This window comes from Polaromonas sp. AET17H-212 (genome assembly GCF_002379085.1).
In the GTDB taxonomy this organism is placed as follows: Bacteria; Pseudomonadota; Gammaproteobacteria; order Burkholderiales; family Burkholderiaceae_C; genus Polaromonas.
Genome location: NZ_NBZW01000015.1, coordinates 71,082 through 95,026 on the forward strand (window position 1 = coordinate 71,082; position 23,945 = coordinate 95,026).

The 23,945-nt window shown below is 62.2% G+C and carries 22 protein-coding genes and 1 tRNA gene; 10 read left to right on the plus strand and 13 right to left on the minus strand.

From position 1 onward, the window contains the following. Positions 1 to 12: 12 nt before the first annotated feature. Positions 13 to 315 carry an antibiotic biosynthesis monooxygenase family protein gene (locus B7G53_RS13145; RefSeq protein ID WP_096668352.1) on the plus strand — a complete coding sequence of 101 codons (303 nt, stop codon included), beginning with the start codon at positions 13 to 15 and terminating at the stop codon, positions 313 to 315. A 27-nt stretch (positions 316 to 342) separates the two neighbouring features. On the opposite strand, the gene B7G53_RS13150 is transcribed toward B7G53_RS13145, so the two are convergent. Continuing rightward, the gene (locus B7G53_RS13150; protein ID WP_096668354.1) at positions 343 to 783 is read right to left on the minus strand and encodes a MarR family winged helix-turn-helix transcriptional regulator; all 441 of its coding nucleotides are present in this window, start codon (positions 781 to 783) and stop codon (positions 343 to 345) included. 96 nt (positions 784 to 879) lie between these two features. Between B7G53_RS13150 and B7G53_RS13155 the strand changes: the two genes are divergently transcribed. The 9 genes from B7G53_RS13155 (at position 880) to B7G53_RS13195 (ending at position 10,252) form a co-directional block, all read left to right on the plus strand. Continuing rightward, on the plus strand, positions 880 to 2,073 hold the full coding sequence (locus B7G53_RS13155; RefSeq protein ID WP_096668356.1) for a 3-hydroxybenzoate 6-monooxygenase: 1,194 nt from the start codon (positions 880 to 882) through the stop codon (positions 2,071 to 2,073). A gap of 158 nt (positions 2,074 to 2,231) precedes the next feature. Then, on the plus strand, positions 2,232 to 3,587 hold the full coding sequence (locus B7G53_RS13160) for an FAD-dependent oxidoreductase (RefSeq protein ID WP_096668358.1): 1,356 nt from the start codon (positions 2,232 to 2,234) through the stop codon (positions 3,585 to 3,587). Positions 3,588 to 3,609: 22 nt separating this feature from the next. Further along, positions 3,610 to 4,677: a gentisate 1,2-dioxygenase gene (gene gtdA / locus B7G53_RS13165; protein ID WP_096668360.1), complete on the plus strand. Its 1,068-nt coding sequence runs from the start codon at positions 3,610 to 3,612 to the stop codon at positions 4,675 to 4,677. Further along, entirely contained in the window at positions 4,674 to 5,369 is a 696-nt protein-coding gene (locus B7G53_RS13170) for a fumarylacetoacetate hydrolase family protein (protein WP_096668362.1), read from the plus strand. The genes gtdA and B7G53_RS13170 overlap by 4 nt, the downstream gene beginning before the upstream one ends. 186 nt (positions 5,370 to 5,555) lie before the next feature. Continuing rightward, positions 5,556 to 6,038: a TRAP transporter small permease gene (locus B7G53_RS13175; RefSeq protein WP_096668364.1), complete on the plus strand. Its 483-nt coding sequence runs from the start codon at positions 5,556 to 5,558 to the stop codon at positions 6,036 to 6,038. Next, positions 6,035 to 7,354: a TRAP transporter large permease gene (locus B7G53_RS13180; RefSeq protein WP_096668365.1), complete on the plus strand. Its 1,320-nt coding sequence runs from the start codon at positions 6,035 to 6,037 to the stop codon at positions 7,352 to 7,354. Before B7G53_RS13175 ends, B7G53_RS13180 begins: the two co-directional genes overlap by 4 nt. Before the next feature lie 81 nt (positions 7,355 to 7,435). Beyond that, positions 7,436 to 8,488 (plus strand): TRAP transporter substrate-binding protein, encoded by a 1,053-nt coding sequence (locus B7G53_RS13185; protein ID WP_096668367.1) that lies wholly within the window; start codon positions 7,436 to 7,438, stop codon positions 8,486 to 8,488. A 66-nt stretch (positions 8,489 to 8,554) separates the two neighbouring features. Next, a complete protein-coding gene (locus B7G53_RS13190; protein ID WP_096668369.1) occupies positions 8,555 to 9,100 on the plus strand; it encodes an NUDIX hydrolase in 546 nt (181 codons plus the stop codon). Positions 9,101 to 9,259: 159 nt separating this feature from the next. After that, the gene (locus tag B7G53_RS13195) at positions 9,260 to 10,252 is read left to right on the plus strand and encodes a recombination-associated protein RdgC (protein WP_096668371.1); all 993 of its coding nucleotides are present in this window, start codon (positions 9,260 to 9,262) and stop codon (positions 10,250 to 10,252) included. 58 nt (positions 10,253 to 10,310) lie between these two features. Here the strand turns inward: B7G53_RS13195 and B7G53_RS13200 are convergent, their stop codons facing one another. The 12 genes from B7G53_RS13200 to B7G53_RS13255 all read right to left on the minus strand — a co-directional run bounded on the left by B7G53_RS13200 (position 10,311) and on the right by B7G53_RS13255 (position 23,839). Then, positions 10,311 to 12,542 (minus strand): PAS domain-containing sensor histidine kinase, encoded by a 2,232-nt coding sequence (locus B7G53_RS13200; RefSeq protein WP_255250008.1) that lies wholly within the window; start codon positions 12,540 to 12,542, stop codon positions 10,311 to 10,313. A 413-nt stretch (positions 12,543 to 12,955) separates the two neighbouring features. Further along, positions 12,956 to 13,032: transfer RNA gene (locus B7G53_RS13205), tRNA-Pro, on the minus strand. 37 nt (positions 13,033 to 13,069) lie between these two features. Then, positions 13,070 to 13,549 carry a MerR family transcriptional regulator gene (locus B7G53_RS13210; RefSeq protein ID WP_096668375.1) on the minus strand — a complete coding sequence of 160 codons (480 nt, stop codon included), beginning with the start codon at positions 13,547 to 13,549 and terminating at the stop codon, positions 13,070 to 13,072. Between the two features lie 294 nt (positions 13,550 to 13,843). Beyond that, a complete protein-coding gene (locus B7G53_RS13215) occupies positions 13,844 to 14,191 on the minus strand; it encodes an integration host factor subunit alpha (RefSeq protein ID WP_096668377.1) in 348 nt (115 codons plus the stop codon). A 19-nt stretch (positions 14,192 to 14,210) separates the two neighbouring features. Further along, on the minus strand, positions 14,211 to 16,637 hold the full coding sequence (gene pheT, locus B7G53_RS13220; RefSeq protein WP_096668379.1) for a phenylalanine--tRNA ligase subunit beta: 2,427 nt from the start codon (positions 16,635 to 16,637) through the stop codon (positions 14,211 to 14,213). Between the two features lie 19 nt (positions 16,638 to 16,656). Continuing rightward, on the minus strand, positions 16,657 to 17,709 hold the full coding sequence (gene pheS, locus B7G53_RS13225; protein WP_096668381.1) for a phenylalanine--tRNA ligase subunit alpha: 1,053 nt from the start codon (positions 17,707 to 17,709) through the stop codon (positions 16,657 to 16,659). Between the two features lie 147 nt (positions 17,710 to 17,856). Next, positions 17,857 to 18,216: a 50S ribosomal protein L20 gene (gene rplT, locus B7G53_RS13230; protein WP_096668383.1), complete on the minus strand. Its 360-nt coding sequence runs from the start codon at positions 18,214 to 18,216 to the stop codon at positions 17,857 to 17,859. A 25-nt stretch (positions 18,217 to 18,241) separates the two neighbouring features. Continuing rightward, the gene (gene rpmI / locus B7G53_RS13235) at positions 18,242 to 18,445 is read right to left on the minus strand and encodes a 50S ribosomal protein L35 (RefSeq protein ID WP_077595745.1); all 204 of its coding nucleotides are present in this window, start codon (positions 18,443 to 18,445) and stop codon (positions 18,242 to 18,244) included. A 241-nt stretch (positions 18,446 to 18,686) separates the two neighbouring features. Beyond that, positions 18,687 to 19,304, minus strand: a complete 618-nt coding sequence (gene infC / locus B7G53_RS13240; protein ID WP_096668385.1) for a translation initiation factor IF-3 — start codon at positions 19,302 to 19,304, stop codon at positions 18,687 to 18,689. An 87-nt stretch (positions 19,305 to 19,391) separates the two neighbouring features. Continuing rightward, on the minus strand, positions 19,392 to 21,299 hold the full coding sequence (thrS, locus tag B7G53_RS13245) for a threonine--tRNA ligase (protein WP_096668387.1): 1,908 nt from the start codon (positions 21,297 to 21,299) through the stop codon (positions 19,392 to 19,394). A 394-nt stretch (positions 21,300 to 21,693) separates the two neighbouring features. After that, the gene (aceA, locus tag B7G53_RS13250) at positions 21,694 to 23,013 is read right to left on the minus strand and encodes an isocitrate lyase (RefSeq protein WP_096668390.1); all 1,320 of its coding nucleotides are present in this window, start codon (positions 23,011 to 23,013) and stop codon (positions 21,694 to 21,696) included. A gap of 391 nt (positions 23,014 to 23,404) precedes the next feature. Then, positions 23,405 to 23,839 (minus strand): gamma-glutamylcyclotransferase family protein, encoded by a 435-nt coding sequence (locus B7G53_RS13255; protein ID WP_096668392.1) that lies wholly within the window; start codon positions 23,837 to 23,839, stop codon positions 23,405 to 23,407. Positions 23,840 to 23,945: the final 106 nt, after the last annotated feature.

Consider the following 23,945-nt stretch of genomic DNA (forward strand, 5'->3'; position numbering starts at 1 on the left):
ATAGGACACGCCATGATTCTCGAACTCGCCGACATCCGCATCCAGCCCGGCCAGCAAGCCGCTTTTGACGAAGCCATCCAGCGCGGCCTGACCACCGTGATTGCCGGCGCCAAAGGGTTCCAGGGCTTCAAGGTCAACAAAGGCATTGAAAGCCCCGAGCGTTACGTGTTGCAGATTTTCTGGGACACGCTGGAAGACCATACCGTGGGTTTCCGCGAATCCCCGGCTTTCGCCGAGTGGCGTGCCATCGTCGGACCGTTTTTTGCCGGCCCGCCGGTGGTTGAGCACTTCACCTTGCTGGCCAAATCGGACTGAAGGCCCGGGATCCGGGACAGGCCAGGCTCAGGCCATGTCCTCGTGGCCGGCAATCAGCTTGCCGAGCAGCGCGCCGAACTGCTTGCGCTCGGCCACGCTCAGGGGACCCAGCAGGCGCGACTGAACCCGGCTGACGGCCCGTTTCATCTGCAGCGCGACTTTTTCGCCTTCCGGCGTGACCCAGAGCAGCTTGCGCCGCTTGTCCGCCGGATCCGCCTCGCGCCGCACCCAGCCCTTGGCCTCGAGCCGGCCTATCACCGAACCCGAGGTGGCGGCATCAAAAGCCACCCGCCCCGCCAGCGTGACCTGGTCTTCGCCGGGGTCGTCCATCAGGGCATTGAGAATCGCGAACTGCACCGGCGTCACGTCAAAGCCGGCCGTTTCGTCCATGAACAGGGCGATCGACAACTGGTGGGCACGGCGGATCTGGTGCCCCGGGGCTTCGCCGAAGTTATAGCTTTTTGACATGGCGCGAGTTTAAACGCTCAGGGTAATCACTGTATGGATTAATGATAAGTATACTTATCATCTACCCAATCCTTCCCTACCGACACCGGATTCACCGTGACATCTCCCCACCCCATCATCATCGCCGGCGGCGGCATAGGCGGCTTGGCGACGGCCCTGGTCCTGGCGCGCGACGGCCACGCCGTGACGGTTCTGGAACAGGCCACCAGCTTTGGCGAGATCGGTGCCGGCATCCAGCTCGGTCCGAATATTTTCAAGATGTTTGCCTGGCTCGGCCTGACCGATGTGGTCAGCAAGGTCTCATTTTTTCCGCCCGGCCTGGGCATGAACGATGTGCGCACCGGAGAGAAAGTGGTGCGTGTGCCGCTGGGCGACGTGTCCCGCGCCATCTACGGTTTTCCCTATGGCGTGATCTACCGCGCCGACCTGCACCAGGTGTTTCTCGACGCCTGCCGGGAGCTGCCCAACATCACGCTGCGCACCCAGGCGAAGCTCGAGTCCTTCGAGCAGACCGCGGACAGCGTGCGTGTCCGGCTCGTCGGCGGCGAAACCCTGCCGGGCGTGGCGCTGATCGGGGCTGACGGTCTGTGGAGCAAGGTGCGCGAAGCGGTGGTCGGCGACGGCAAGCCCCGTGTCTCCGGCCACATTGCCTACCGCGCGGTGCTCAAGCGCGAGGACGTCCCCACCCACCTGTGGAGCGACGACGTGTTGCTCTGGGGCGGCGAAAAAACCCATCTGGTGCACTACCCGCTGCGCCGCGGCGAGCTGTTCAACCTGGTCGCGGTGTTCCACAGCAGCAAGTACGACGAGGGCTGGAACACCTTCGGCGACCCGGCGGAGCTCACAGAACGTTTCCGCGACGCCTGTCCGCAGGTCCGGGAGTTGCTCGGCAAGATCGAGACCTGGAAAATGTGGGTGCTGTGCGACCGCGAGCCGGTCAAGAACTGGACCGACCGGCGCGTGACGCTGCTCGGCGATGCGGCCCACCCCATGCTGCAGTACCTGGCCCAAGGCGCGGGACAGGCGATCGAAGACGCCGTGGTGTTGCGCGAAGCCCTGCGTTTTGCACGCAACGATGTGCCGCTGGCTTTCCAGAAGTACCAGCAGGCCCGCTACCTGCGCACCGGCAGGGTGCAGTTGACCGCGCGTTTTTATGGCGACATCTACCACGCCGCCGGCGTGCAGCGCGAACTGCGCAACCAGCTGTTCCAGGGCGGCCAGGAAAGCGCGGGATTTGCTGGACTGAAGTGGATGTACGACGGCATCGAGCCGTCAAAACTGTTCCAATAGCCCTTGTCCGACCCTGCGTGAACCTGTGAAGGCCCTTGAAATTGCTCTTTTTTTGATAGCTGACACCGCATTATCCATGCCGACCACAGCCAAAAAACATCTTCAATCCTGCGGCCGCCCCGGCGGCACGGCCGGCGTCGGCGCTGGATAACGCGGCCATGCCCTCCCCCTCCTTTGTGACCGAGCCGGCCCGCACCTTGCCGGTGTATGGCGAGTTCGATGTGGTCGTGATCGGCGGCGGACCGGCCGGCCTGGCGGCCAGCGTCAGTGCCGCGAGCCATGGCGCGCGCACCCTGCTGGTCGAGCGTTACGGCTTTCTCGGCGGCATGGGCACGGCCGGCGGTGTCACCAATTTCGCGGGCCTGTATGGCCGCAAAAACGGCGAGATGCGGCAGGTCGTGCACGGCGTGGTGGACGACCTGCTGGCGCGGCTGGACGCGCTGGGCGGCCTGAACCAGCCGCAGGACGGCATGGCCGGCCGCATCCGCGTGCGCTCCTACGATGTCTCGGCCTACAAGTGCGCGGCCGACCAGATGCTGGTGGCCAGCGGTGTGCAACTCCTGTTTCACGCTTGGGCGGCCGCCGTCCTGATGGACGGCCAGGCCATCACGGCCCTGGTGGTCGAAACCAAATCCGGCCGCCAGGCGATCCGGGCACGCCGCTTCATCGACTGCTCCGGCGACGCCGACGTGGCGCATTTTGCCGGCGTGCCTTTCGAGCTCGGCGACGGCCATGGCAGCGCCCTGTTTCCGTCCACCATGTTTCGGGTCGGCCATGTCGATGCCGGACCGGCGCTGGCGGCCGTCGGTGAGTTCAAAGCCATCAACGACTTGATGGCGCAAAGCGAAGCCCGCCAGCCGGGGCGCTACCAGTTTCCGCGCAAGGGGGCGATCCTGCGCCCGCAGAAAAATCCCGCCGAGTGGCGCGCCAATGTCACGCAGATCCGCAACGCGGCCGGCACCGCGATGGACGCCACCGATGCGCGCCAGCTCAGCGAGGGCGAACTCGAGGGACGGCGGCAGATCACCGAATATTTCCGCTTTCTCAAAAACGAGGTGCCCGGGTTTGCAGACTCGGCCATCATCGACATCGCGCCCCAGGTCGGCATCCGCGAGACGCGCCGCATCTGCGGGGCTTACATGCTCACCGGCGAGGACATCCTGTCCTCGGCGCGTTTTGCCGACGTGATCGGCATCAACGCCTGGCCCATGGAAATGCATGTGGACGGCGCCATCAGCTGGGGCTTTCCGCGCGATGAAAACCGGGCCTACAACGACCTGCCCTGGCGCATGCTGGTCACGCGTGAGGTGGACAACCTGCTGGTCGCCGGCCGCTGTGCCTCCATGGCCCACGAAGGCCAGTCGGCAGCGCGCGCCAGCGGTGGCTGTTTTGTGATGGGCCAGGCGGCCGGCACCGCCGCCGCTCGGCTCGAAGAGGGGGCGGCCTTTGCCGCCACCGATGTCGCCCGCCTGCAGCAGGTGCTGCTGGACGACGGTGTGTATTTTGACCGCTGAAACCGCGAAACGGAACCCGACCATGGACATGACGCCCCCCGCCGGCAATGCACGCCAGACTTTTTATGAAGCGATACGCGCACAGAACATGACGCCCCTGTGGGAGGTGCTGCATGCGCTGGTGCCCCAGCAGCCGGCCACGCCCTGCGTGCCGGCCTTCTGGGCCTGGGACCAGGTCCGCCCCTACCTGATGCAGTCCGGCGAACTGATCACCGCCGAAGAAGCCGTGCGCCGCGTGCTGATCCTGGAAAACCCCGCGCTGCCGGGCCAGTCCTGCATCACGCAGTCGCTCTATGCCGGCCTGCAACTGATCCTGCCCGGCGAAATCGCGCCCAGCCACCGCCATACCCAGAGTGCGCTGCGTTTTGTTGTCGAAGGGCGCGGCGCCTACACCGCGGTAGACGGCGAACGCACCACCATGGCGCCTGGCGACTTCATCATCACGCCCAGTTGGACCTGGCATGACCACGGCAACCAGGGCGCGCTGGAAGGCGGCGAGCCGGTGGTCTGGCTCGACGGCCTGGACATTCCCATGCTGCGTTTTTTCGACGCCGGCTTTGCCGAGAACCACACCGAGCGCGTGCAGACGGTCACCCGGGCCGAAGGCACCAGCTACCAGCGTTACGGCGCCAACATGCTGCCGGTGCGTTACGACGCCCCGTTCGGCCAGACCTCGCCGATCTTCAGCTATCCTTATGAGCGGACGCGCGAGGCCCTGCACACGCTGGAACAGCAGGCACCGGTCGACGCCTGGGACGGCGTGAAGCTGCGCTACGTGAACCCCGCAACCGGCGGCTCGCCGATGCCAACCATGGGCACCTTCATGCAGCGTCTGCCGGCTGGTTTTTCAGGGCTGCCCTGGCGGCAAACCGACGGCGCGGTGTTCAGCGTGGTCGAAGGCCACGGCTCGGTGCTGATGGGCCCGGCCGGCCAGGAGCAGGCCTTTGAGTTCGGTCCGCGCGACCATTTTGTGATCCCGTCGTGGCACACCGCCCGGCTGCGCTCGGCGCAGGGCTGTGTGTTGTTCAGTTTTTCAGACCGCCCGGTGCATCAGGCACTGGGCATACACAGAGAAGAGAGGTTGTCATGAGCTTTGTTTTTACCCCGCCGCCAGTGGTGTCCGTCCCGGTCGTCGGCACCACCGAGCGCTTTCCCGTGCACCGCATCTATTGCGTGGGCCGCAATTACGAAGAGCATGCCAAGGAGATGGGGTTCACCGGCCGCGAGCCACCGTTTTTCTTCCTGAAGCCGGCCGACGCGGCGGTGGTGGTGGAGGCCGGCCAGACCGGCACCATCCCCTACCCCAGCCTGACCCACAACCTGCACCATGAAATCGAACTCGTGGTGGCCATCGGCACGGGCGGCAAAAACATCAAGGCCGCCGATGCGCACAAGCACATCTTCGGCTATGCCGTGGGCCTGGACATGACACGCCGCGACCTGCAGGGTGACATGAAAAAGCAGGGGCGCCCCTGGTGCATCGGCAAGGCCTACGACCATTCCGCACCGATCGGCCCGATCACGCCGGTCGCCCAGGCCGGTGACGTTGCCCATGCCGAGCTGTACCTGCAGGTGGGCGGCAAGGACCGCCAGCGCAGCAATGTGTCCAAGCTCATCTGGAACATTGCCGAGACGATTGAACACCTGTCCGCCGCCTGGGAGCTGCAGCCCGGTGACCTGATCTACACGGGAACGCCCGAGGGCGTGGCGGCCGTGGTGTCGGGCGACACCATGGTCGGCGAAGTCAAGGGACTGGGCACATTGACCATCAAGGTGGTCTGATCCCGTCCCGAGCGCTTGCGCGCTTTTCGCGCAAGCGCTCCGATCATCGCGCAAATACCCGACGCCCTGCGGGTATCCCGCCTGACCCGTCGGACCGGGCCCCGCAATAATCTCCACCATTGCGGCGCCGGGCCTTCCGGTGCACCTTTCCGCCCCCACCAGCCCGACCCCCTGGAGATCCCTGTTTTGAAAATCCTGCAGAACCTTGCAAAGCTTTGCGCCATTCTGGCGGGCCTGCTGCTGACCGGCATCACGCTGATGACCTGCATCAGCCTGATCGGCCGCAACACCACCGGTGCCACGCTGGTCGGCGATTTCGAGCTGACCGGCGTCGCCACCGGAGCCGCCATTGCCCTGTTCATGCCGTATTGCCAGATCCAGCGCGGCAACATCATCGTGGACTTCTTCACCACCCGGCTCAGCCACGAGACCAACGCCAGGCTGGACCGCCTGGGCGCCTTGTTGCTGGCCCTGGTGTTCGCGTTGCTGGCCTGGCGCACCACACTCGGTGGCCTGAACTCATACCAGACCCATTCGGAGACGCAGATCCTGGGATTTCCCGAGTGGACCGTTTATGGGGCCATGGTGCCGGCTTTTGTCCTGACGTCGGTGATCGGGCTCTACCAGAGCCTCTTCGGCCTCGGTGGTGATGTGGGAGCGCACGCATGAACGCCATCACGCTGACCCTGCTCATCTTTGGCATCATGCTGGGCCTGATGGCGTTGCGGGTGCCGATTTCGATCGCCATGTTTGCTGCAGGAGGCATCGGCTACGTGATGCAGACCGGCTGGGCCCCCTTCTCCAGCTTTCTCAACACCCAGGCCTTTGCCCGCTTTGCCAGTTACGACCTGTCGGTGATTCCGCTGTTCATCCTGATGGGGCATTTTGCGACCCAGGGCGGCATCAGCAAGGCGCTGTTCCAGTTTGCCGCCAGCCTCATGCGTCACTTCAAGGGCGGGCTGGCCATGGCCGCGGTGCTGGCGAGCGCGGCCTTTGGCGCGATCTGCGGCTCCTCGGTGGCCACCGCGGCCACCATCACCAGCGTAGCTCTCCCTGAGATGAAACGCCACGGCTACTCCGGGCGCCTGTCCACGGCCACGCTGGCCGCCGGCGGGACGCTGGGCATCCTGATCCCCCCCTCGGTTCCGCTGGTGATTTACGCCATTTTGACGGAGCAGAACATTGCCAAGCTGTTCGCCGCGGCCATGGTGCCGGGCCTGATCGCCATGCTGGGCTACATCACTGCCATCGCCATCTATGTGCGCCTGGTCCCGGGCCAGGCGCCGGAGGTGGATACCAACAGCGATGGGGTCACGCTGCGCGCTGCATTTGCCGTGCTGCCCATCATCATCATTTTCCTGCTGGTGTTCGGCGGCATTTATGGCGGCTACTTCACACCGACCGAGGGTGCCGCGGTCGGCGCGGCGGCCACCTTCATCGCAGCATTGTTCAAGCGGGAACTGACCTGGTCCAAATTCCTCCGCTGCTTTTATGCCACCGCGGAAAGTTCGGCCATGATTTTCCTGATTTTCATCGGCGCCGACCTCATGAACTCGGCGCTGGCGCTGACCCAGGTGCCCAACCAGCTGGCGCAAGTGGTCGGCAGCTGGGGCCTGCAGCCGCTGATGGTGGTCACGGCGATCCTGCTGTTTTACGTGGTGCTGGGCGCTGTCATGGACGAGCTGTCCATGCTGCTGCTGACCATTCCGATCTTCTTTCCGATGGTCATGGCACTCGATTTCGGCATGCCCAAGGAATCCGTTGCCATCTGGTTCGGCATCATGGTGCTGATGACCGTGGGTTTTGGGCTGCTGGCGCCGCCGGTGGGCCTGAACGTCTACGTCGTCAACAGCATGGCCAAGGACGTGCCCATCAGCGAGAGTTATCGCGGCGTCGTGCCCTTCCTGATCAGTGATGCCTTGCGCACCGCGCTGCTGCTGTTCTTCCCCGGCATCTCGCTGTGGCTTGTAAAGTACATCAGCTAGCCTTCTCCATCAGGGCAATCACGGGTTCACAAACGGTTCTTCCTGCATTAATTTACAACCACCCTTACCGGAGACAAACACATGATTCAGCGACGTACTCTTCTCAAAACCGGCGCAGCAGCTGCGCTGGGCGCACCCGCCCTGTCGGGCCTGGCCCAGCAGGCGGTCACCCTGAAGTTTCACACCTTCATGTCGCCCGCCTCCAATGTCTGGCTGGGCATGCACAAGCCCTGGATGGCAAAAGTCGAGAAGGAATCGGGTGGCCGCATCAAGTTCGAGGCCTACCCCGCCATGCAGCTGGGCGGCACGCCGGTGCAGCTTTACGACCAGGCCAAGGACGGTGTCGTGGACGTGGTGTGGACCCTGCCAGGCAACACCGCCGGCCGCTTTCCCCGCATCGAAGCCTTTGAGCTGCCCTTCATGATGTCCAATGCCGAAGCCACGTCCAAGGCCTATTGGGAATACGTGCAGACCATGGCCGCGGACGAATTCAAGGACACCCAGGTCCTGGCCCTGCATGTGCACGGCCCCGGGGTCATTCACACCGTGGACAAACCCGTCCGGTCCATCGCCGACATGCGCGGCCTCAAAATGCGCGCGCCGACGCGCCAGGTCACCAAGCTGCTCGGCATGCTGGGTGCCATCCCGGTCGGCATGCCCCTGCCAGCCATCACCGATGCGCTGAGCAAAGGCACCATCAATGGCTGCGTGATTCCGTGGGAAGTCGTGCCCTCGGTCAAGGTCAACGAACTCACCAAATTCCATGCCGAGTTCGATCCGGCCGGAGGCAGCCTGTACACCACCACCTTCGTGATGGCCATGAACAAGGCCAAGTACAACTCGCTGGCCCCTGACCTGAAAAAAGTCATCGACAACAACTCCGGCATGGCCACCTCCGCCTGGCTGGGCAAGGTCCAGCAGGGCAACGACGTCCCGGGCCGCAAGACCGCCAGCGACCGCGGCAACACGATCTACACCGTCAGCCCGGCGGAAGCCCAGGAATTCCGCCGCAAGTCACGCACCGTGGAAGTCGAGTGGGTCGAGGACATGAACAAGCGCGGCTTCGACGGCAAGAAATTGCTGGACACGGCCCGCAGCCTGATCGAGAAGCACACCAAAACCACCAAAGCCTGAGCTCAGGCAGCTGGAACAAAGGGCTCCCGCGGGAGCCCTTTTTGATTTCAAACTAAACTGGCCGGCATGTACCGCAGCCCCATCAAACATTGCAGAAACTGCGGCGCCGCGGTGACTTACCGCGTACCGGATGACGGGGACACCCGGGAGCGGGCCGTCTGCCCGGCCTGCGGCACCATCCACTACGAAAATCCGCTCAATGTGGTCGGCACCGTGCCGCACTGGGGCGACAGGGTGCTGCTGTGCAAACGCAACATCGAACCGCGCTGGGGCAAATGGACACTGCCTGCGGGCTTCATGGAACTCAACGAAACCACGTCGCAGGGGGCGGCACGCGAAACCGACGAGGAAGCCGGCGCACAGTTTGAAATGGAAGACCTTTTCAGCGTGATGAACGTGGAACGTGTTGGCCAGGTCCATCTCTACTACCGCGCGCGGCTGCTCAGCGAGCAGTTCCATCCCGGACACGAAACGATTGAAGCCAGGCTGTTCACAGAAGCGGAAATTCCGTGGGACGAACTGGCCTTCAAAACCGTGAAAGAAACGCTGGCCTGCTATTTTGCGGACCGGCGCAAGGGCGTCTACGGCATCCACGTGATCGATATCACATGAGTTGCCGTCCGCGATCATCCGGTTCCCGCCCTCAAGGTAAGCAAGTGCCTCATTCGGTCTGGGTGTGACTTAGAATTTCCGCAGCCTGGCGCTTTCACCGCAGCACTTCTTGACCGGCTCGCTGGCCGCCCTCCCCTGACACCCCACCTCCGGAATTTCATGTTCAAAGCCGCTTCTTTTTTTCGCATTGCCGACGACTTCGCCCTGCCCCCTCTTGAGGCGCTGGAAGAAGCGCTTCAGGCGGCCCGGTTCATGCCCTGCGGCGCCACCCAGGCCGAGTCCAGCGGTTGGGTGCCCCCGCGCGGCAACAAGAGCACGGTGCTGGCCGAAAGCGTCGGTCCACAGCTCATCCTGCGCCTGTGCACCGAGCGCCGGCCGCTGCCCGCCTCGGCCGTCAAGGACGCCGTCGAGCAGCGCATTGAAAAATACAAGCAGGAAACCGGTCATGAGCGCGTCGGCGCCAGGATCAAGAAAGAGTTCAAGGAAGAAGCCATTCTTGACCTGCTGCCACGCGCGTTCACCAAACGTTCGTCCACCACCCTGTGGGTGGACCCGGTCAACAAATTCCTGGTGGTGGACTCCGGCAGCCTCACCGGCGCTGACAAGGTGGTGAGCCAGCTGCTGGAGGCGCTCAGCGGCATACCGGGGTCCGGCGCAGGCCTGATGGCAAGGCCGGTGCAGACCACGATGGCGGCCGCGATCGCCATGGCGCATTGGCTTGCCAGCCGGGAGGCTCCCGTCGGCTTCACCATCGACCGGGACTGCGAACTCAAGATGCCCGACGACCAGAAATCAACCGTCCGCTATTCGCGCCACACGCTGGAAATCGATGAAGTCGCCGAACACATCGCCGCGGGCAAGGTGCCAACACAGCTGGCCATGACCTGGAACGACCGCGTGTCCTTCGTGCTCACCGACATGGCCCAGATCAGAAAACTCAAGCTGCTCGACGTGGTGCTGGAGGGCATGCAGGACAAGGGCAAGGACGACGATGGGTTCGATGCCGATGCTGCCATCGTGACGGGTGAGCTGTCAGCCCTGATTCCCGACCTGCTGGAAGCGCTGGGCGGTGAGCTGGATCACGATGCGGCCGCCGCCCCACCGGGCGCCGCGCAGGCCGCACAACCGGCGCCCGATCCCGCCATCGCCTGAAGATTCCCGCCGGGATGGGCCAGCCCACGCCCGCCTCGGACCCTGCGACGGGCGGGAATCAGTTCGGTCGGCCCAGCGTGAAAAAGAAGGTGGCGCCGGCGTTCGGTTTGCCTTCGGCCCAGACACGGCCGCCATGCCGCTCAATGACCCGCTTCACCGTGGCCAGCCCGATGCCGGTGCCGGGAAAGTCCCCGGGCGAATGAAGGCGTTCGAAGGTGCCGAAAAGCTTGTGGGTGAACGCCATGTCAAATCCCGCACCGTTGTCCCGCACAAAAAAGATGGTGTCATCCTGGGCGCCCTGCTCGCTGCCCACCTCGATGCGCGCCTGCGGCTGCTTGGCGCTGAATTTCCAGGCGTTGGCCAGCAGGTTTTGCAGCACGGCTGACAGCAGGCGGGGATCTCCCTGCGCGATCAAACCGTCCTGAACAGTCACCTGGACCTGGCGCCCGGGCTCCCGCTCGCGGCACTCGTTTTCGATCTGCCGCGCGAGGGCCGACAGGTCGACCCCTTCCAGCTTCAGCTGCTCGCGCGACAGGTGGGCGAGGGTCAGCAGGCCCTCGATCAACTCGCCCATCTGCATGACCCCGACGCCGATCCGGTTCAGGTAGTGTTTGCCCTTGTCGCTGATGTGTTCTGCGTCTATTTTCGCCAGCAACTGGCTGAACCCGTGGATGGTATTGAGGGGCGAGCGCAGGTCATGGGAAACGGAATAGGCAAAGGACTCCAGTTCCTTGTTCGCTGTTGCGAGCTGGGCTGTGCGCAGCAGCACGCGGTCCTCGAGGTCGCTGTTGAGACTGAGAATTTCCTGCTGTTGCTGCCTGCGCTCGGTGACGTCGCGCTCCACGGCCACCCAATGGGTGTGCCTTCCTGTCTCGTCGGTGATGGGCGTAAGATCGATTTCCAGCCAGAGCTCCCTGCCGGCCTTGGTGTAGACAACCACCTCGGAACGTACGTGCTCCCAGTTTTCCATGGCAGCGCGAATCCGGTCCAGCTCGGCATGCTGGGTCTTGGGTCCCCATAAAAGCTGGGAGGTATTGCCGATCACTTCATGCCGGCTGTAACCGGTATGGCGCTCAAAGGCGTCGTTGACGAACACAATGCGTGGCCCCCCCTCGTTGAAGGACTCCGCCTCCGTGATGACCACCATGTCGTTCAGGCGGGACACCGCCGTTTCAAGCAGCCGCAATTGCGCATGCTCCTGGCGTCTTTGCGTGATGTCCTGAAAGTAGACAGCGATGCCCGCGTCCGTGGGATAGACGTGGATATCGAACCAGGTTTCCAGCGGCTGGTAAAAAGTTTCAAAGCGGGTCGTGCGCTGCAGTTCAACGGCCTGGCGGGATTCACGCTCTATCGCGCCCGCCATGGTCTCGGGGAACTCCTGCCAGAGGAGTTTGCCCAGGAGATCGGCCCGGCGGCGCTGGAGCATGCGTTCCGCCTGTCCATTGAGGAAGGTGAACTTCCAGTCCTTGTCGATCAGACAAAAACCGTCGGTGATGCTCTCCAGCGTGGTGGCGAGCTGTGTCTCCAGCGCACGTGTATGGGCTTCCGCGGACTTCTGCTCCGAGATGTCCTGGAACGCCCCCTGAATGCGGACAATTTTTCCGGAAGCATCCCGCACCGCCTCACCGAGCGAACGTACCCAGATGCGCCTGCCCTTGGCGGTCATCTTGGGAAGCACAAATTCATAAGGCGTGCCGTGCTGCACGCAAGCCTCCACATGCTGGATGACGATGGGTCGGTGCTCCGGAAGAAAGTAGCCAATCCCCTCTTCCAGCGTCGGCGTGTAACCCGGTGGCACGTCGTGGATCAGGCAGTTTTCCACCGACCAGGTCAGCACGCGCTCCGGCAGGTCGATCGTCCACCCGCCCAGGCGCGCGACCCGGCCGGCGATGCGGGTCATGAAGATATCCTTCTCCAGCAGTTCCGCCGCCTGTTTCAGCTCGTCGATGTCGGTCAGGGTGCCCAGCCATTGGGCCGTCTGGCCCGTAGCATCACGCTGCGGGAGTGCGCGGCACAACATCCAGCGGTACACACCGTCGGCCCGGCGCAACCTGTATTCGATCTCGCAGGGGTCGCCGCTGGCAAGCGCCTGCTCCAGAAGCCGGGAGCCGCGCAGCTCGTCATCGGGATGCACCAAACCGGTCAGGCCATGGCTGAGGCTCTCCGCCATGGACAAGCCGGTGTAGTCCAGCCAGCGTTGATTGAACCAGGTGTAGGTGCCATCCGCCCGCATCACCCAGACGATCTGGGACATTGCGTCCGTCAACAGACGAAATTGTGTTTCGCTCACGCGCTGAACCTCATCCGGGCTATCGCCCGCTGAAGGTCCGCGGTGACTGGCCTGCCCGGGCCATCAACCATGATCGCTCCGGATTCAGCCTGTGAAATTCTCTGATGGATCACCTTCATAAGCCAGCTCTTTCATGGGTCACCTTCTGCTTGCGAAGAGCATCTCGATGCAAGCCGGACACCGTCCCGGTACGTTCGGGCACGCAGGTTCAACGCAACGCTTTCGATCGGCGCTTTCAATCAGTTTAGCGCCTGAAGTGCCAACGTCCGACGTTTTAAAGAACCTTGTTCCGATTTCCGGGCCCGGGCTGACTGCCGCGGCCAGACGGTGAGCGACTAAGCAGCGCAAGCGATGGATTTGCCCATGAAAAAGGCCTCCAAATATCGCTACTTGGAGGCCTTCATCAGAACCAATGGTCGGTGTGAAAGGATTCGAACCTTCGACCCCTTGCACCCCATGCAAGTGCGCTACCAGGCTGCGCCACACACCGTCAAGCTTTAAATTATAGCGTGCTTGTCCAGGCTGTTTCAGTAAGTGGCACTGAGCAGATCGCGAATTTCGAACAATTCGCGGCGTAGCAGCTGCAGCCTTTGCTGCGCAACGCTGCCATCAGGCAATGGCGCCATTTCAGACGCACTGTCTTCAAAGTCCATCGAGTCGCCAAAGTCATCAAGAATCGAGTCGCCGGCTTCCACCACATCCACGCCTTCGAGCATGACTTCGCCATTGCGGCGCTTGTCGCGTTCGGTCTGCACAATCTCCTGCAGCTTGTTGCGCGCGCCGCTGATGGTGAAACCCTGGTCGTACAGCAGATCACGTATGCGCCGGATCATCAGCACTTCGTGGTGTTGGTAGTAACGGCGGTTGCCGCGCCTTTTCATCGGACGCAACTGAGTGAACTCTTGCTCCCAATAACGGAGCACATGAGGTTTGACGCCGCATAAATCGCTGACTTCACCGATCGTGAAGTAACGTTTGGCGGGAATGGGGGGGAGCGGTTTCTCCAATTAAATCAATACGCTATGAGATGAAGCTACAAATCTACTCTAACAGGAAACTTAGTGCAAATAGTTACAAACAACAAAATCCGTTGTGTTTTTTAAGCAACAAGCGGTAATGCAAAGATTCCAGCCGGAAAAATGGCGGGGTCAAGCGTGCAGAGGACACGTTTGCGCATCAGCCAGATCGGGAAAATCAGCCCCCTGGAACTCCAGGCACAGCGAGGCGTCCCTTGCCGGAAACCCGGGCGAACAGCCTGACCGGGGGTGGGCTGGCGTCTGAGCTGGCGGCGCTGCCGCCCTTCAACCGGGTCCGGTCTGGCCCTGGATCTGCTCTTTGAGTTTGTGGCTGGCGTGAAAAGTCACCACCCGGCGTGCCTGGATGGGGATGGATTCGCCGGTACGCGGATTGCGCCCCGGGCGAGGCGCCTTGGTGCGGATCTGGAAATTGCCGAAGCCGGAAATTTTCACATCGTTGCCATCGACCAGGCTGTCGGACACCAGGTCGAAAAACGCGTCAATCATGTCCTTGGATTCGCGCTTGTTCAGGCCAATCTGCTCAAACAGCAACTCCGCGAGATGGGCTTTGGTCAGCGCCGGGCTCTCAAGACTTTCAACGGAAAATTCCACGACGCGCTCCTCGCTGTTCATTGTTATTGTGTTCCCGGGCCTAGGCACGCAAACGCGCCTGCAGGCTGGTGCCGAGATTGTCGAGCACGGCCTTGATGGCTGCCTCAATCTGCTCGTCGGTCAGTGTAGCGTCGTCGCTGCCAAGCACCAAGCGCACGGCCAGGCTTTTTTCGCCGAGCTGCATCGCGGCATTGGCCTGTTGCGGCCGGTAGATGTCGAACAGCGTCGCCGACTTGAGCAGGCCGCGTGTGTCCGCGCCGTGGATGGCCGCCATCAGCGCCGAATGGGTCACCGCTTCGGCAACAATCACCGCGACGTCACGCTCGACCGGCTGGCGCTTGCTCACCGGCTGGAAACCGGGCACGGGACGCTGCAGCACGGCATCGAGCGCCAGTTCGAAAACTATCGGCGCCTGCGCCAGTTCGTAGCCCTGACGCCACTGCGGATGCAGCTCGCCGACAAAGCCGACCGCCACACCGTCGATGACGACGCTGGCGCAACGGCCTGGGTGCATGGCCGGGTGAACCGCGGGTGCAAACACCGCCTGCAACGGCGCCAGCAGGGCCTGCACGTCTCCCTTGACGTCGAAAAAATCCACGCCCTTGTCAGACGCGCTCCATTGCAGGGTCTCGCGCGGCCCGTAGGCCAGCCCGGCCACCCGCATGGGCTGGTCAAAGCCGGCGACGGTGGTGTCGGTATTCTGGCTGCGCGCGTCGCGCAGGAAGACCCGTCCGAGTTCAAACACGTTGACGCGAGCGGCCTTCCGGTCAAGATTGAACTTGAGCACCTGCAACAGGGAACCGATCAGCGACGAGCGCATCACGCTCATCTGGCTGGCAATCGGGTTCAGCAGCTTGATGGGGTTGGGGTTGCCGGCGAGTTCATGCTCCCAGCGCTCTTCGACAAAGCTGAAGTTGATGGTTTCCTGGTAGCCCAGGGCCGCCAGCGCGCGGCGCACGGCAAAAACACTGCGCCGCGCCTCCGGTCGGATACGCGCGGTGATCGGTGCCAGCGGTGGCGTGACCGGCAGCTGCTGGTAACCCACCATGCGCACCACCTCCTCGATCAGGTCTTCCTCGATCTGCAGGTCAAAGCGATAGCTGGGCGGTGTCACCGTCAGCGTGCCCTCGCCTTCCACCACGGGCAAGCCCAGGCGCCTGAGCGCGTCGGCGCATTGCACCTGCGTCAAAGGCATGCCGATGACCTTGGCGGCCCGCGCCACACGCAGCGTCACCGGCGTGGCAACCGGCAACTGGGCCTGAATGTCGTCCACCGGTCCGCATGCCGTGTCCGGTGTACCGCAGATGTCCAGGATCAGCTGCGTGATGCGTTCGATGTGCTCCACCGTCTGGCCGGGGTCCACGCCACGCTCAAAACGGTGGCCGGCATCGGTTGAAAAGTTGTAGCGGCGCGAACGCCCGGCAATTGCCTTGGGCCACCAGAAGGCCGCCTCGACATAAACATGTTTTGTCTCGTCGGACACGGCGGTGGCATCGCCCCCCATGATGCCGGCCAGCGACTCCACCTGGTTGTCGTCGGCAATCACGCCGACTTTGTCGTCCACCGTCACCGTGCTGCCATTGAGCAGCTTGAGCGTCTCGCCGGCTTGGCCCCAGCGCACATCGAGTCCGCCATGGATCTTGTCCAGGTCGAAAATATGCGAAGGCCGGCCCAGCTCGAACATCACATAGTTCGAAATATCCACCAGCGCCGTCACGCTGCGCTGGCCGCAGCGCGCAAGCCGGTCCACCATCCAGGGCGGGGTAGCTGCCTTGGTGTTGACGTTGCGCACGATGCGGCCGGAAAAGCGGCCGCACAGGTCGGGAGCACTGATCCGGACCGGCAGCTTGTCCGCGCTGGCCACAGCCACCGCTGGAAAGGACGGGGTCACCAGGGGCGCACCGGTCAGCGCGGCCACTTCACGGGCAATGCCGTACACGCTCAGGCAATGCGCGAGATTGGGCGTGAGCTTGAGGGTGAACAGGGTGTCGTCGAGCTTCAGGTGCTCACGGATGTCCTGGCCCACGGGCGCGTCTGGCGCCAGCTCGAGCAGCCCGCCATGGTCGTCGGACAGCTTGAGTTCGCGGGCCGAGCACAACATGCCCTGGCTCTCCACGCCGCGCAGCTTGCCGACCTTGATCAAAAACGGTTTCCCGTCGTCCCCGGGCGGCAGTTCGGCACCGACCAGCGCACACGGCACCTTGATACCGATACGGGCATTGGGCGCGCCGCAAACGATGTTGAGCAGGGCGCCCTGCCCCACATCGACCTGGCAGACACGCAGGCGGTCGGCGTCGGGATGCTGCACCGCTTCCCTGATTTCGCCGACGACGATCTTGCTGAAAGGCGGCGCGACCGGCTTGAGGTCTTCCACTTCCAGGCCGGCCATGGTCAGGGTCTCGGCCAGCTGTTCGGTGCTCAGGGGCGGATTGCAGAATTCGCGCAACCAGGATTCGGGAAATTGCATTTTTATAAAACCTGATGGGTTACTGGAATTGCGACAGAAAGCGCAGGTCACCGTCGAAGAACAGCCGCAAGTCGTTGACGCCGTAACGCAGCATGGTCAGCCGGTCCGGGCCCATGCCGAAAGCAAAACCGATGTAGTGCTCGGGGTCCAGCCCCATGTTGCGCACCACGTTCGGATGCACCTGGCCGGAACCGGCCACTTCCAGCCAGCGGCCCGCCAGCGGACCGGTCTGGAACTGGATGTCGATTTCGGCGCTCGGCTCGGTGAAAGGGAAAAAGCTGGGGCGAAAGCGCAGTACCAGGTCGTTGGACTCAAAGAAGGTCCGACAGAAGTCGGTGAAAACAACTTTCAAATCCTTGAAGCTGACGTTCTGGCCTATCCACAGGCCTTCGCACTGGTGAAACATCGGCGAGTGCGTGGCGTCACTGTCTACCCGGTAAGTGCGGCCCGGCGCAATCACGCGGATCTCGGGCATGACGCCGCCGGCGTCGATGAGCGCGCGGTGTTTCTTGACATGCTGTACCGCATAACGGATCTGCATCGGGCTGGTGTGTGTGCGCAGCAGGTTGGGTGCGGCTTCGGTGCCGCCTTCCACATAAAACGTGTCGTGCATGGAGCGCGCCGGATGGTCTTCGGGCGTGTTCAGCGCGGTGAAGTTGAACCAGTCGGTTTCAATCTCGGGGCCCTCGGCCACATCGAAACCCATGGAGCCGAAAATGGCCTCGATGCGTTCCAGCGTGAGCGACACCGGATGCAGGCCGCCGGCCGGCCGCTGGCGGCCCGGCAGTGAGACGTCCAGCGCCTCGGCCTTGAGCTGCACCTGCAGTTCGGCGTCCGCCAGCGCCTGGCGGCGCGCGGTCAGCGCGGCTTCGATTGCTTGTTTGGCCAGGTTGATGGCGGCGCCGCGGGATTTTTTCTCTTCCACGGGCAGCGCGGCCAGGCCCTTCATCAGCTCCGTGACGCGGCCGGACTTGCCGAGGAACTGCGCCTTGGCATTTTCCAGGTCGGCAGGCGTGAGGGCCTGCGCAAAGCTGGTTTTGGCCGAATCCACCAGAACATCGAGTTCGTTCATATATTTCTTGTCATTAACAAACCAGTCCGGAGGCCGCCTTCGCCTGCCGCCCGGACAAAGAAAAAGGGCCAGAGCCTTTTCAAGCTCTAGCCCCCGTCTTTTGTGCGCATTCAGCTATCAATTCAATAGCTGAGTGCCCCTCAAAAATCAAGCAGCAAGCTTGGCCTTGACCTGCTCCACGATGGCGCCAAAAGCAGCGCTGTCGTGAATCGCCATGTCGGACAGGACCTTGCGGTCGATCTCGATGCCGGCTTTTTTCAGGCCGTTGGCGAACTGGCTGTAGGTCATGCCGAATGAGCGGCTGGCAGCGTTGATACGCGCAATCCACAACTGGCGGAACACACGCTTTTTGTTGCGGCGGTCACGGTAGGCATATTGCCCGGCCTTCATCACCGCTTCTTTGGCGATGCGATAGACATTGCCGCGGCGGCCGCGGAAACCTTTTGCAAGGGCGAGAACTTTTTTGTGGCGGGCGCGAGCCGTTACACCACGTTTGACGCGAGGCATGTGAGTACTCCTTGTTCGTCGTTAATTAAATGCCCATGCCGGGCAGCATCTGTGCCATGTGACCCATATTGGTCTCATGGACAGCAACTGCACCACGCAGGTGGCGTTTGTTCTTGGTGGTCTTCTTGGTCAGGATGTGACGTTTGAAGGCTTGGCCGCGCTTGACGGTACCACCTGGACGAACGCGAAAACGTTTCTTCGCGCTGCTCTTGGTCTTCATTTTGGGCATGTGAATGCTCCTTTTCATTTGTGCTCGTGAGGCGCTGCGAACCTGACGCAGACTTGATGGCCCCGAGCCACTTGTAATGGCGAGTGTTTAATTCGCCACTTGTCGGTGGCGGGCTTTGACACCTGCCACCTTTGCAAAGGCAGGATTTCCCCTACCTTCACCGGACATGCTTTCGCATCCCCGAAAAACCTGCCGGTGAAAACACCCGCAGGTTGAACTCCTTGTCGCCGCCAAGCCGCCCTCAGGCGCCTGTCGGTGCAGCCGGCGCCGCTTCTGCGGGCGCCGCTGCGGGCTTGGCAGCCACCTTCTTCTTGCCCGGCGCGATCATCATGACCATCTGCCGGCCTTCGAGCTTGGGGAACTGCTCCACCAGAATCAAATCAGCCAACTCGTCACGGATACGCGCCAGCAGGGCCAGGCCCAGTTCCTGGTGCGTGATTTCGCGACCGCGAAAGCGCAGGGTGATCTTGCACTTGTCGCCCTCTTCCAAAAAGCGCTTGATATTGCGCAGTTTGATGTTGTAGTCCCCATCGTCGGTACCAGGCCGGAACTTGATTTCCTTGACCTCGATCACCTTCTGCTTGGATTTCGCGTCCGCGGCCTTTTTCTGCTCGGCGTACTTGAATTTGCCGTAGTCCATCAATCTGCACACCGGCGGTACCGCCGTGGGAGAGATCTCAACCAGATCCACGTCATATTCACCGGCGAGGCGCAAGGCTTCCGTGATGTTGACAACACCCAGAGGTTCATTGTCTGGCCCGGTCAGACGTACTTCGGGGGCCATGATTTCACGGTTCAAGCGATGCTTGCGTTCTTCGCGGTGGCGGCGGTCACGAAATTCAGTAGCGATGGTTCTAATCCTTTAACGTTTGCTATAAAAGCTATAGCTGCTTGCGCCCACCCAGCAAGGGCGACAGCCAAAAATCATTCACAAATGTGTCAGAAATCAGGCTTTTTGGGTAATGTCAGAAGCAATTGTTTGGGCAAAGGCTTCGAGTGACATGACGCCAAGGTCTTTGTTGCCCCGGGCGCGCACGGCAACTGCGCCAGCTTCCTTCTCCTTGTCACCTACGACAAGGATGTAAGGCAGCTTTTGCATTGAATGCTCCCGTATTTTATACGTAATTTTCTCGTTGCGCAGGTCAAGATTGACCCTAAGCCCTTGATTCTGAAGCGTTTTAGCTATTTCACGACAGTAATCGGCCTGGGCGTCGGTAATATTGAGCACTGAAACCTGCACCGGCGCCAGCCAGGTGGGCAGCGCACCGGCATGCTCCTCGAGCAAAATCCCGATGAATCGCTCCAGGCTGCCGACGATGGCCCGGTGCAGCATCACGGGGCGATGGCGGGCGCCGTCTTCGCCCACATATTCGGCATCGAGGCGCTCCGGCATCGAGAAATCGACCTGCATGGTGCCGCACTGCCACTGCCGGCCAATCGCGTCCTTCAGCGTGTATTCGATCTTGGGGCCGTAAAACGCCCCGTCGCCGGGCGCGATTTCGAACTCGCAACCGGAGGCGCGCAGGCTTTCCATCAGCGCCTGCTCGGCCTTGTCCCAGCTTTCGTCGGAGCCAATACGTGCTTCGGGCCGGGTGGCCACCTTGTAGATGATGTTCTTGAAACCGAAGTCGGTGTAGACCTTCTGCAGCAGCGTCGTGTAGTCGACACATTCCTTGAGGATCTGCTCTTCGGTACAGAAAATGTGGCCGTCGTCCTGCGTGAAGCCGCGCACGCGCATGATGCCGTGCAGGCCGCCCGAGGGCTCGTTGCGGTGGCACTGGCCAAACTCGCCGTAACGCAGCGGCAGGTCGCGGTAGCTTTTGATGCCCTGCTTGAAGATCAGGATGTGGCCGGGACAGTTCATCGGCTTGAGTGCGTACTCGCGCTTTTCGCTCTCCGTCGTGAACATGTTGTCGCGGTACTTGTCCCAGTGGCCAGTTTTTTCCCACAACGTCTTGTCGATGACCTGCGGGCCCTTGACCTCCTGGTAGCCGTTGTCCTGGTAGACCTTGCGCATGTACTGCTCGACACCCTGCCACACCGTCCAACCCTTGGGGTGCCAGAACACCAGGCCGGGCGCATGGTCATCGATGTGGAACAGGTCGAGCTCGCGGCCCAGCTTGCGGTGGTCGCGTTTTTCCGCTTCCTCCAGCATCAGCAGGTGCTGCTGCAGCTCGTCCTTGGTTGCCCAGGCCGTGCCGTAGATGCGCTGCAGCATCTCGTTGTGGTGGTCGCCACGCCAGTAGGCGCCGGCCAGCTTCATGAGCTTGAAGAACTTGAGCTTGCCGGTGCTCGGCACGTGCGGGCCGCGGCACAGGTCCTCGAACTTGCCTTCGCGGTAGAGCGACACATCTTCGTTGGCCGGGATGCTCGCAATGATCTCGGCCTTGTAGTGCTCGCCCTGCTCCTTGAAATAAGCCACGGCTTCGTCGCGCGGCAAGACGCGGCGGGTCACCGGCTCGTCCCTGGCCGCCAGCTCGGTCATCTTCTTTTCGATGGCCGTCAGGTCTTCCGGCGTGAAGGGGCGCTTGTAGGAAAAGTCGTAGAAAAACCCATTCTCAATGACCGGCCCGATGGTGACCTGGGCATCCGGGAACAGTTCCTTGACCGCGTAGGCCAGCAGGTGGGCGGTCGAATGCCGGATCACCTCCAGGCCTTCCGGGTCCTTGGCGGTGATGATGGCCAGCGGGCTGTCGGCCGAAATCAGGTAGCTCGTGTCCACCACCTTGCCATTCACCTTGCCGCCCAGCGCGGCCTTGGCCAGGCCGGCGCCAATGGAAGCGGCGACCTGGGCCACCGTCACGGGTTCGGAAAATTCGCGGATCGAGGCGTCTGGCAGCGTAATCTTGATCATGATGGGTAGGCCCTGAAAATAAAAAAAGCGCGGTAACGGCCGCGCTTTGACTGGGTTGGGTTGGAGGTGCTATTAATTCAGTAGCTACAAATCACACAGGGATGCGGCTAGCGCCCGGAGTGTCTCCAAACTGGAGGCGTGGTCGTCGTTCGCGGTGTCATAACCCGCGCGATCCTTCCTGTTTCCAGTTTGATTGATTGCATGGCGTTATTTTACGGCAGCTTTGGCCTGCCGACTCCAGAGTCACCAGACATGACGTTTTCACGCAGATCCCCTTCCTGAATCATCCGCATGCCACATGTCGACCACCGCGAACCCGAAAAAAAGCCCGGCCGGCGCATAAAGCGCGGGCCGGGCCGCCGCTGCCCGCAGGCAGCGGTCAGGGTGCGTCAGCTCAGTGGAACTGCTCTTCTTCGGTGGAGCCGGTCAGCGCGGTCACGCTGGACTTGCCGCCCTGGATGGCGGTGGTGACTTCGTCGAAGTAGCCGGTGCCCACTTCCTGCTGGTGCGACACAAAGGTGTAGCCGCGGTCGCGCGCTGCGAATTCGGGCTCCTGCACTTTCTCGATGTACGCCGTCATGCCGCGCTTCACATAGTCCTGCGACAGGTCGTACATGTTGTACCACATGGAGTGGATACCGGCGAGCGTGATGAACTGGTACTTGTAACCCATGGCGCCCAGTTCGCGCTGGAACTTGGCGATGGTGGCATCGTCCAGGTTTTTCTTCCAGTTGAACGATGGCGAGCAGTTGTAAGCCAGCATCTTGCCGGGGTGAACCTTGTGCACGGCGTCGGCAAACTTCTTGGCGAAGTCGAGGTCGGGCGTGCCGGTTTCGCACCACACCAGGTCGGCATAGTGGGCGTACGCGTTGGCACGGGCAACGGCCTGGTCCAGCCCCTTGCGGGTCTTGTAGAAACCTTCGGCCGTGCGCTCGCCGGTCAGGAAAGGCTTGTCGATCTCATCGTAGTCGGAGGTCAGCAAGTCGGCGGCTTCCGCATCGGTGCGGGCGATCACCAGGGTCGGCACGCCGCAGACGTCGGCCGCCATGCGGGCCGCAATCAGCTTCTGGCAGGACTCGCGGGTTGGCAGCAGCACCTTGCCGCCCATGTGGCCGCATTTCTTGACGGAAGCCAGCTGGTCTTCCCAGTGCACGCCACCCGCGCCCGACTTGATCATCGCCTTCATCAGCTCGAAGGCATTGAGCACGCCACCGAAACCGGCTTCGGCATCGGCCACGATGGGCGCGAAGTAATCGATGTACGCCTTGTCGCCGGCATCAATGCCCTTGGAATGCTGGATCTCGTCGGCACGGCGGAAGGTATTGTTGATGGTCTCGACCACCTTGGGCACCGAGTCCACCGGGTACAGCGACTGGTCAGGGTACATGGCCGAGTAGCTGTTGTTGTCGGCAGCAACCTGCCAGCCGGACAGGTAAATGGCTTTGACGCCAGCCTTGACCTGCTGCATGGCCTGGCCGCCTGTGAGCGCGCCCAGGCAATTGACGTAAGGCTCGTTGTGCAGGAGATCCCAGAGCTTTTCGGCACCGCGGCGCGCCAGCGTGTGTTCAATCGGGAAGGAGCCGCGCAGGCGCACGACGTCGGCGGCGCTGTAGCCGCGTTTGATGCCTTTCCAGCGCGGGTTGGTGGCCCAGTCTTTTTCGAGGGCAGAAATCTGTTGTTCGCGGCTCAGTTGTTCGGTGAGGGTCTGTGGCATGAGGTCACTCCAGAGGTTGAAAAAATGAGGGGACAAACAGCGTTGCACTATCCATGCCCTTGCCGTTTGCGCTGGGATCAACTTTAAGTCTTCTACAAGACTTTGTGAAGCTCTTATGTCTTATATAAGATAAAATTTAAGATCAATAAAATCAATGGCCTTCTTATATATTTTCACAATGAGAAAAGTATTTTCTTGTATTGAGAAATATTACTGCGCTGCAGCATTTACATATTTCGCAATGCGAAAGGCTTTTACCGGATCATGAAATCACAGATACGGGCATTCCAGCCCTTTCCTGGCGCTGGCGAGATCTCCGCGGTCGGGCCAGCAGAACCACCCGCAGACAGCCACCGTCTCCCGCCGTCCCCTCGCCCGTCACCCCCCTGCCTCAGGAACGCTGCTGAAGGTATTCGAGCCAGTCGCCACCGCCGATCACCGGTCGGCCCGCCGTGCGGGCCGGATTGATTTCATAGACGAGGCAGTCCAGCTCCACCGCACCCGATGACGCCGGCGCCTGGCCCAGCCGCACCCTCACCACCTGCTTGCGGTACTCGCCCGTCTGCTGCGGCCAGACCTCCTCGATGACGTCAAGCTGGCGCTCGAGCTCGGCGCTGATGGCGTAGACCTCGCCGGTCACGCGCGCCGGACCACCCAGCACCACGCCCGGATAAGGGCCCAGGTCGTAGAGCACGCCGGCGACGCTGGCCATGCCGACAAACTGCGGCGCGGGACGCAGCCGCGTGATGTCACGCACATCGCCGCGGCGCAGCGTGCCGTAGACAAAGACGTGGCGACTGGCGGAAGGCGGTATCGGTTCAGGCATGAAAGTAAGGCATGATTTCGGGCAAGAAGAAAAAGCATCCCGGTCTCTGCAGCGCACAGCCGCCACAAGCGCTGCTGGCCGCCGCGGGGCCACGCAACCCTCAATG

Bases quoted from the DNA above. Each gene is read 5' to 3' on its own strand.
- B7G53_RS13145 (WP_096668352.1), top strand. From the start codon at position 13: ATGATTCTCGAACTCGCCGACATCCGCATCCAGCCCGGCCAGCAAGCC.
- B7G53_RS13150 (WP_096668354.1), bottom strand. From the start codon at position 783: ATGTCAAAAAGCTATAACTTCGGCGAAGCCCCGGGGCACCAGATCCGC.
- B7G53_RS13160 (WP_096668358.1), top strand. From the start codon at position 2,232: ATGCCCTCCCCCTCCTTTGTGACCGAGCCGGCCCGCACCTTGCCGGTG.
- gtdA (WP_096668360.1), top strand. From the start codon at position 3,610: ATGGACATGACGCCCCCCGCCGGCAATGCACGCCAGACTTTTTATGAA.
- B7G53_RS13170 (WP_096668362.1), top strand. From the start codon at position 4,674: ATGAGCTTTGTTTTTACCCCGCCGCCAGTGGTGTCCGTCCCGGTCGTC.
- B7G53_RS13180 (WP_096668365.1), top strand. From the start codon at position 6,035: ATGAACGCCATCACGCTGACCCTGCTCATCTTTGGCATCATGCTGGGC.
- B7G53_RS13185 (WP_096668367.1), top strand. From the start codon at position 7,436: ATGATTCAGCGACGTACTCTTCTCAAAACCGGCGCAGCAGCTGCGCTG.
- B7G53_RS13190 (WP_096668369.1), top strand. From the start codon at position 8,555: ATGTACCGCAGCCCCATCAAACATTGCAGAAACTGCGGCGCCGCGGTG.
- B7G53_RS13195 (WP_096668371.1), top strand. From the start codon at position 9,260: ATGTTCAAAGCCGCTTCTTTTTTTCGCATTGCCGACGACTTCGCCCTG.
- B7G53_RS13215 (WP_096668377.1), bottom strand. From the start codon at position 14,191: ATGAACAGCGAGGAGCGCGTCGTGGAATTTTCCGTTGAAAGTCTTGAG.
- pheT (WP_096668379.1), bottom strand. From the start codon at position 16,637: ATGCAATTTCCCGAATCCTGGTTGCGCGAATTCTGCAATCCGCCCCTG.
- pheS (WP_096668381.1), bottom strand. From the start codon at position 17,709: ATGAACGAACTCGATGTTCTGGTGGATTCGGCCAAAACCAGCTTTGCG.
- rplT (WP_096668383.1), bottom strand. From the start codon at position 18,216: ATGCCTCGCGTCAAACGTGGTGTAACGGCTCGCGCCCGCCACAAAAAA.
- rpmI (WP_077595745.1), bottom strand. From the start codon at position 18,445: ATGCCCAAAATGAAGACCAAGAGCAGCGCGAAGAAACGTTTTCGCGTT.
- thrS (WP_096668387.1), bottom strand. From the start codon at position 21,299: ATGATCAAGATTACGCTGCCAGACGCCTCGATCCGCGAATTTTCCGAA.
- aceA (WP_096668390.1), bottom strand. From the start codon at position 23,013: ATGCCACAGACCCTCACCGAACAACTGAGCCGCGAACAACAGATTTCT.
- B7G53_RS13255 (WP_096668392.1), bottom strand. From the start codon at position 23,839: ATGCCTGAACCGATACCGCCTTCCGCCAGTCGCCACGTCTTTGTCTAC.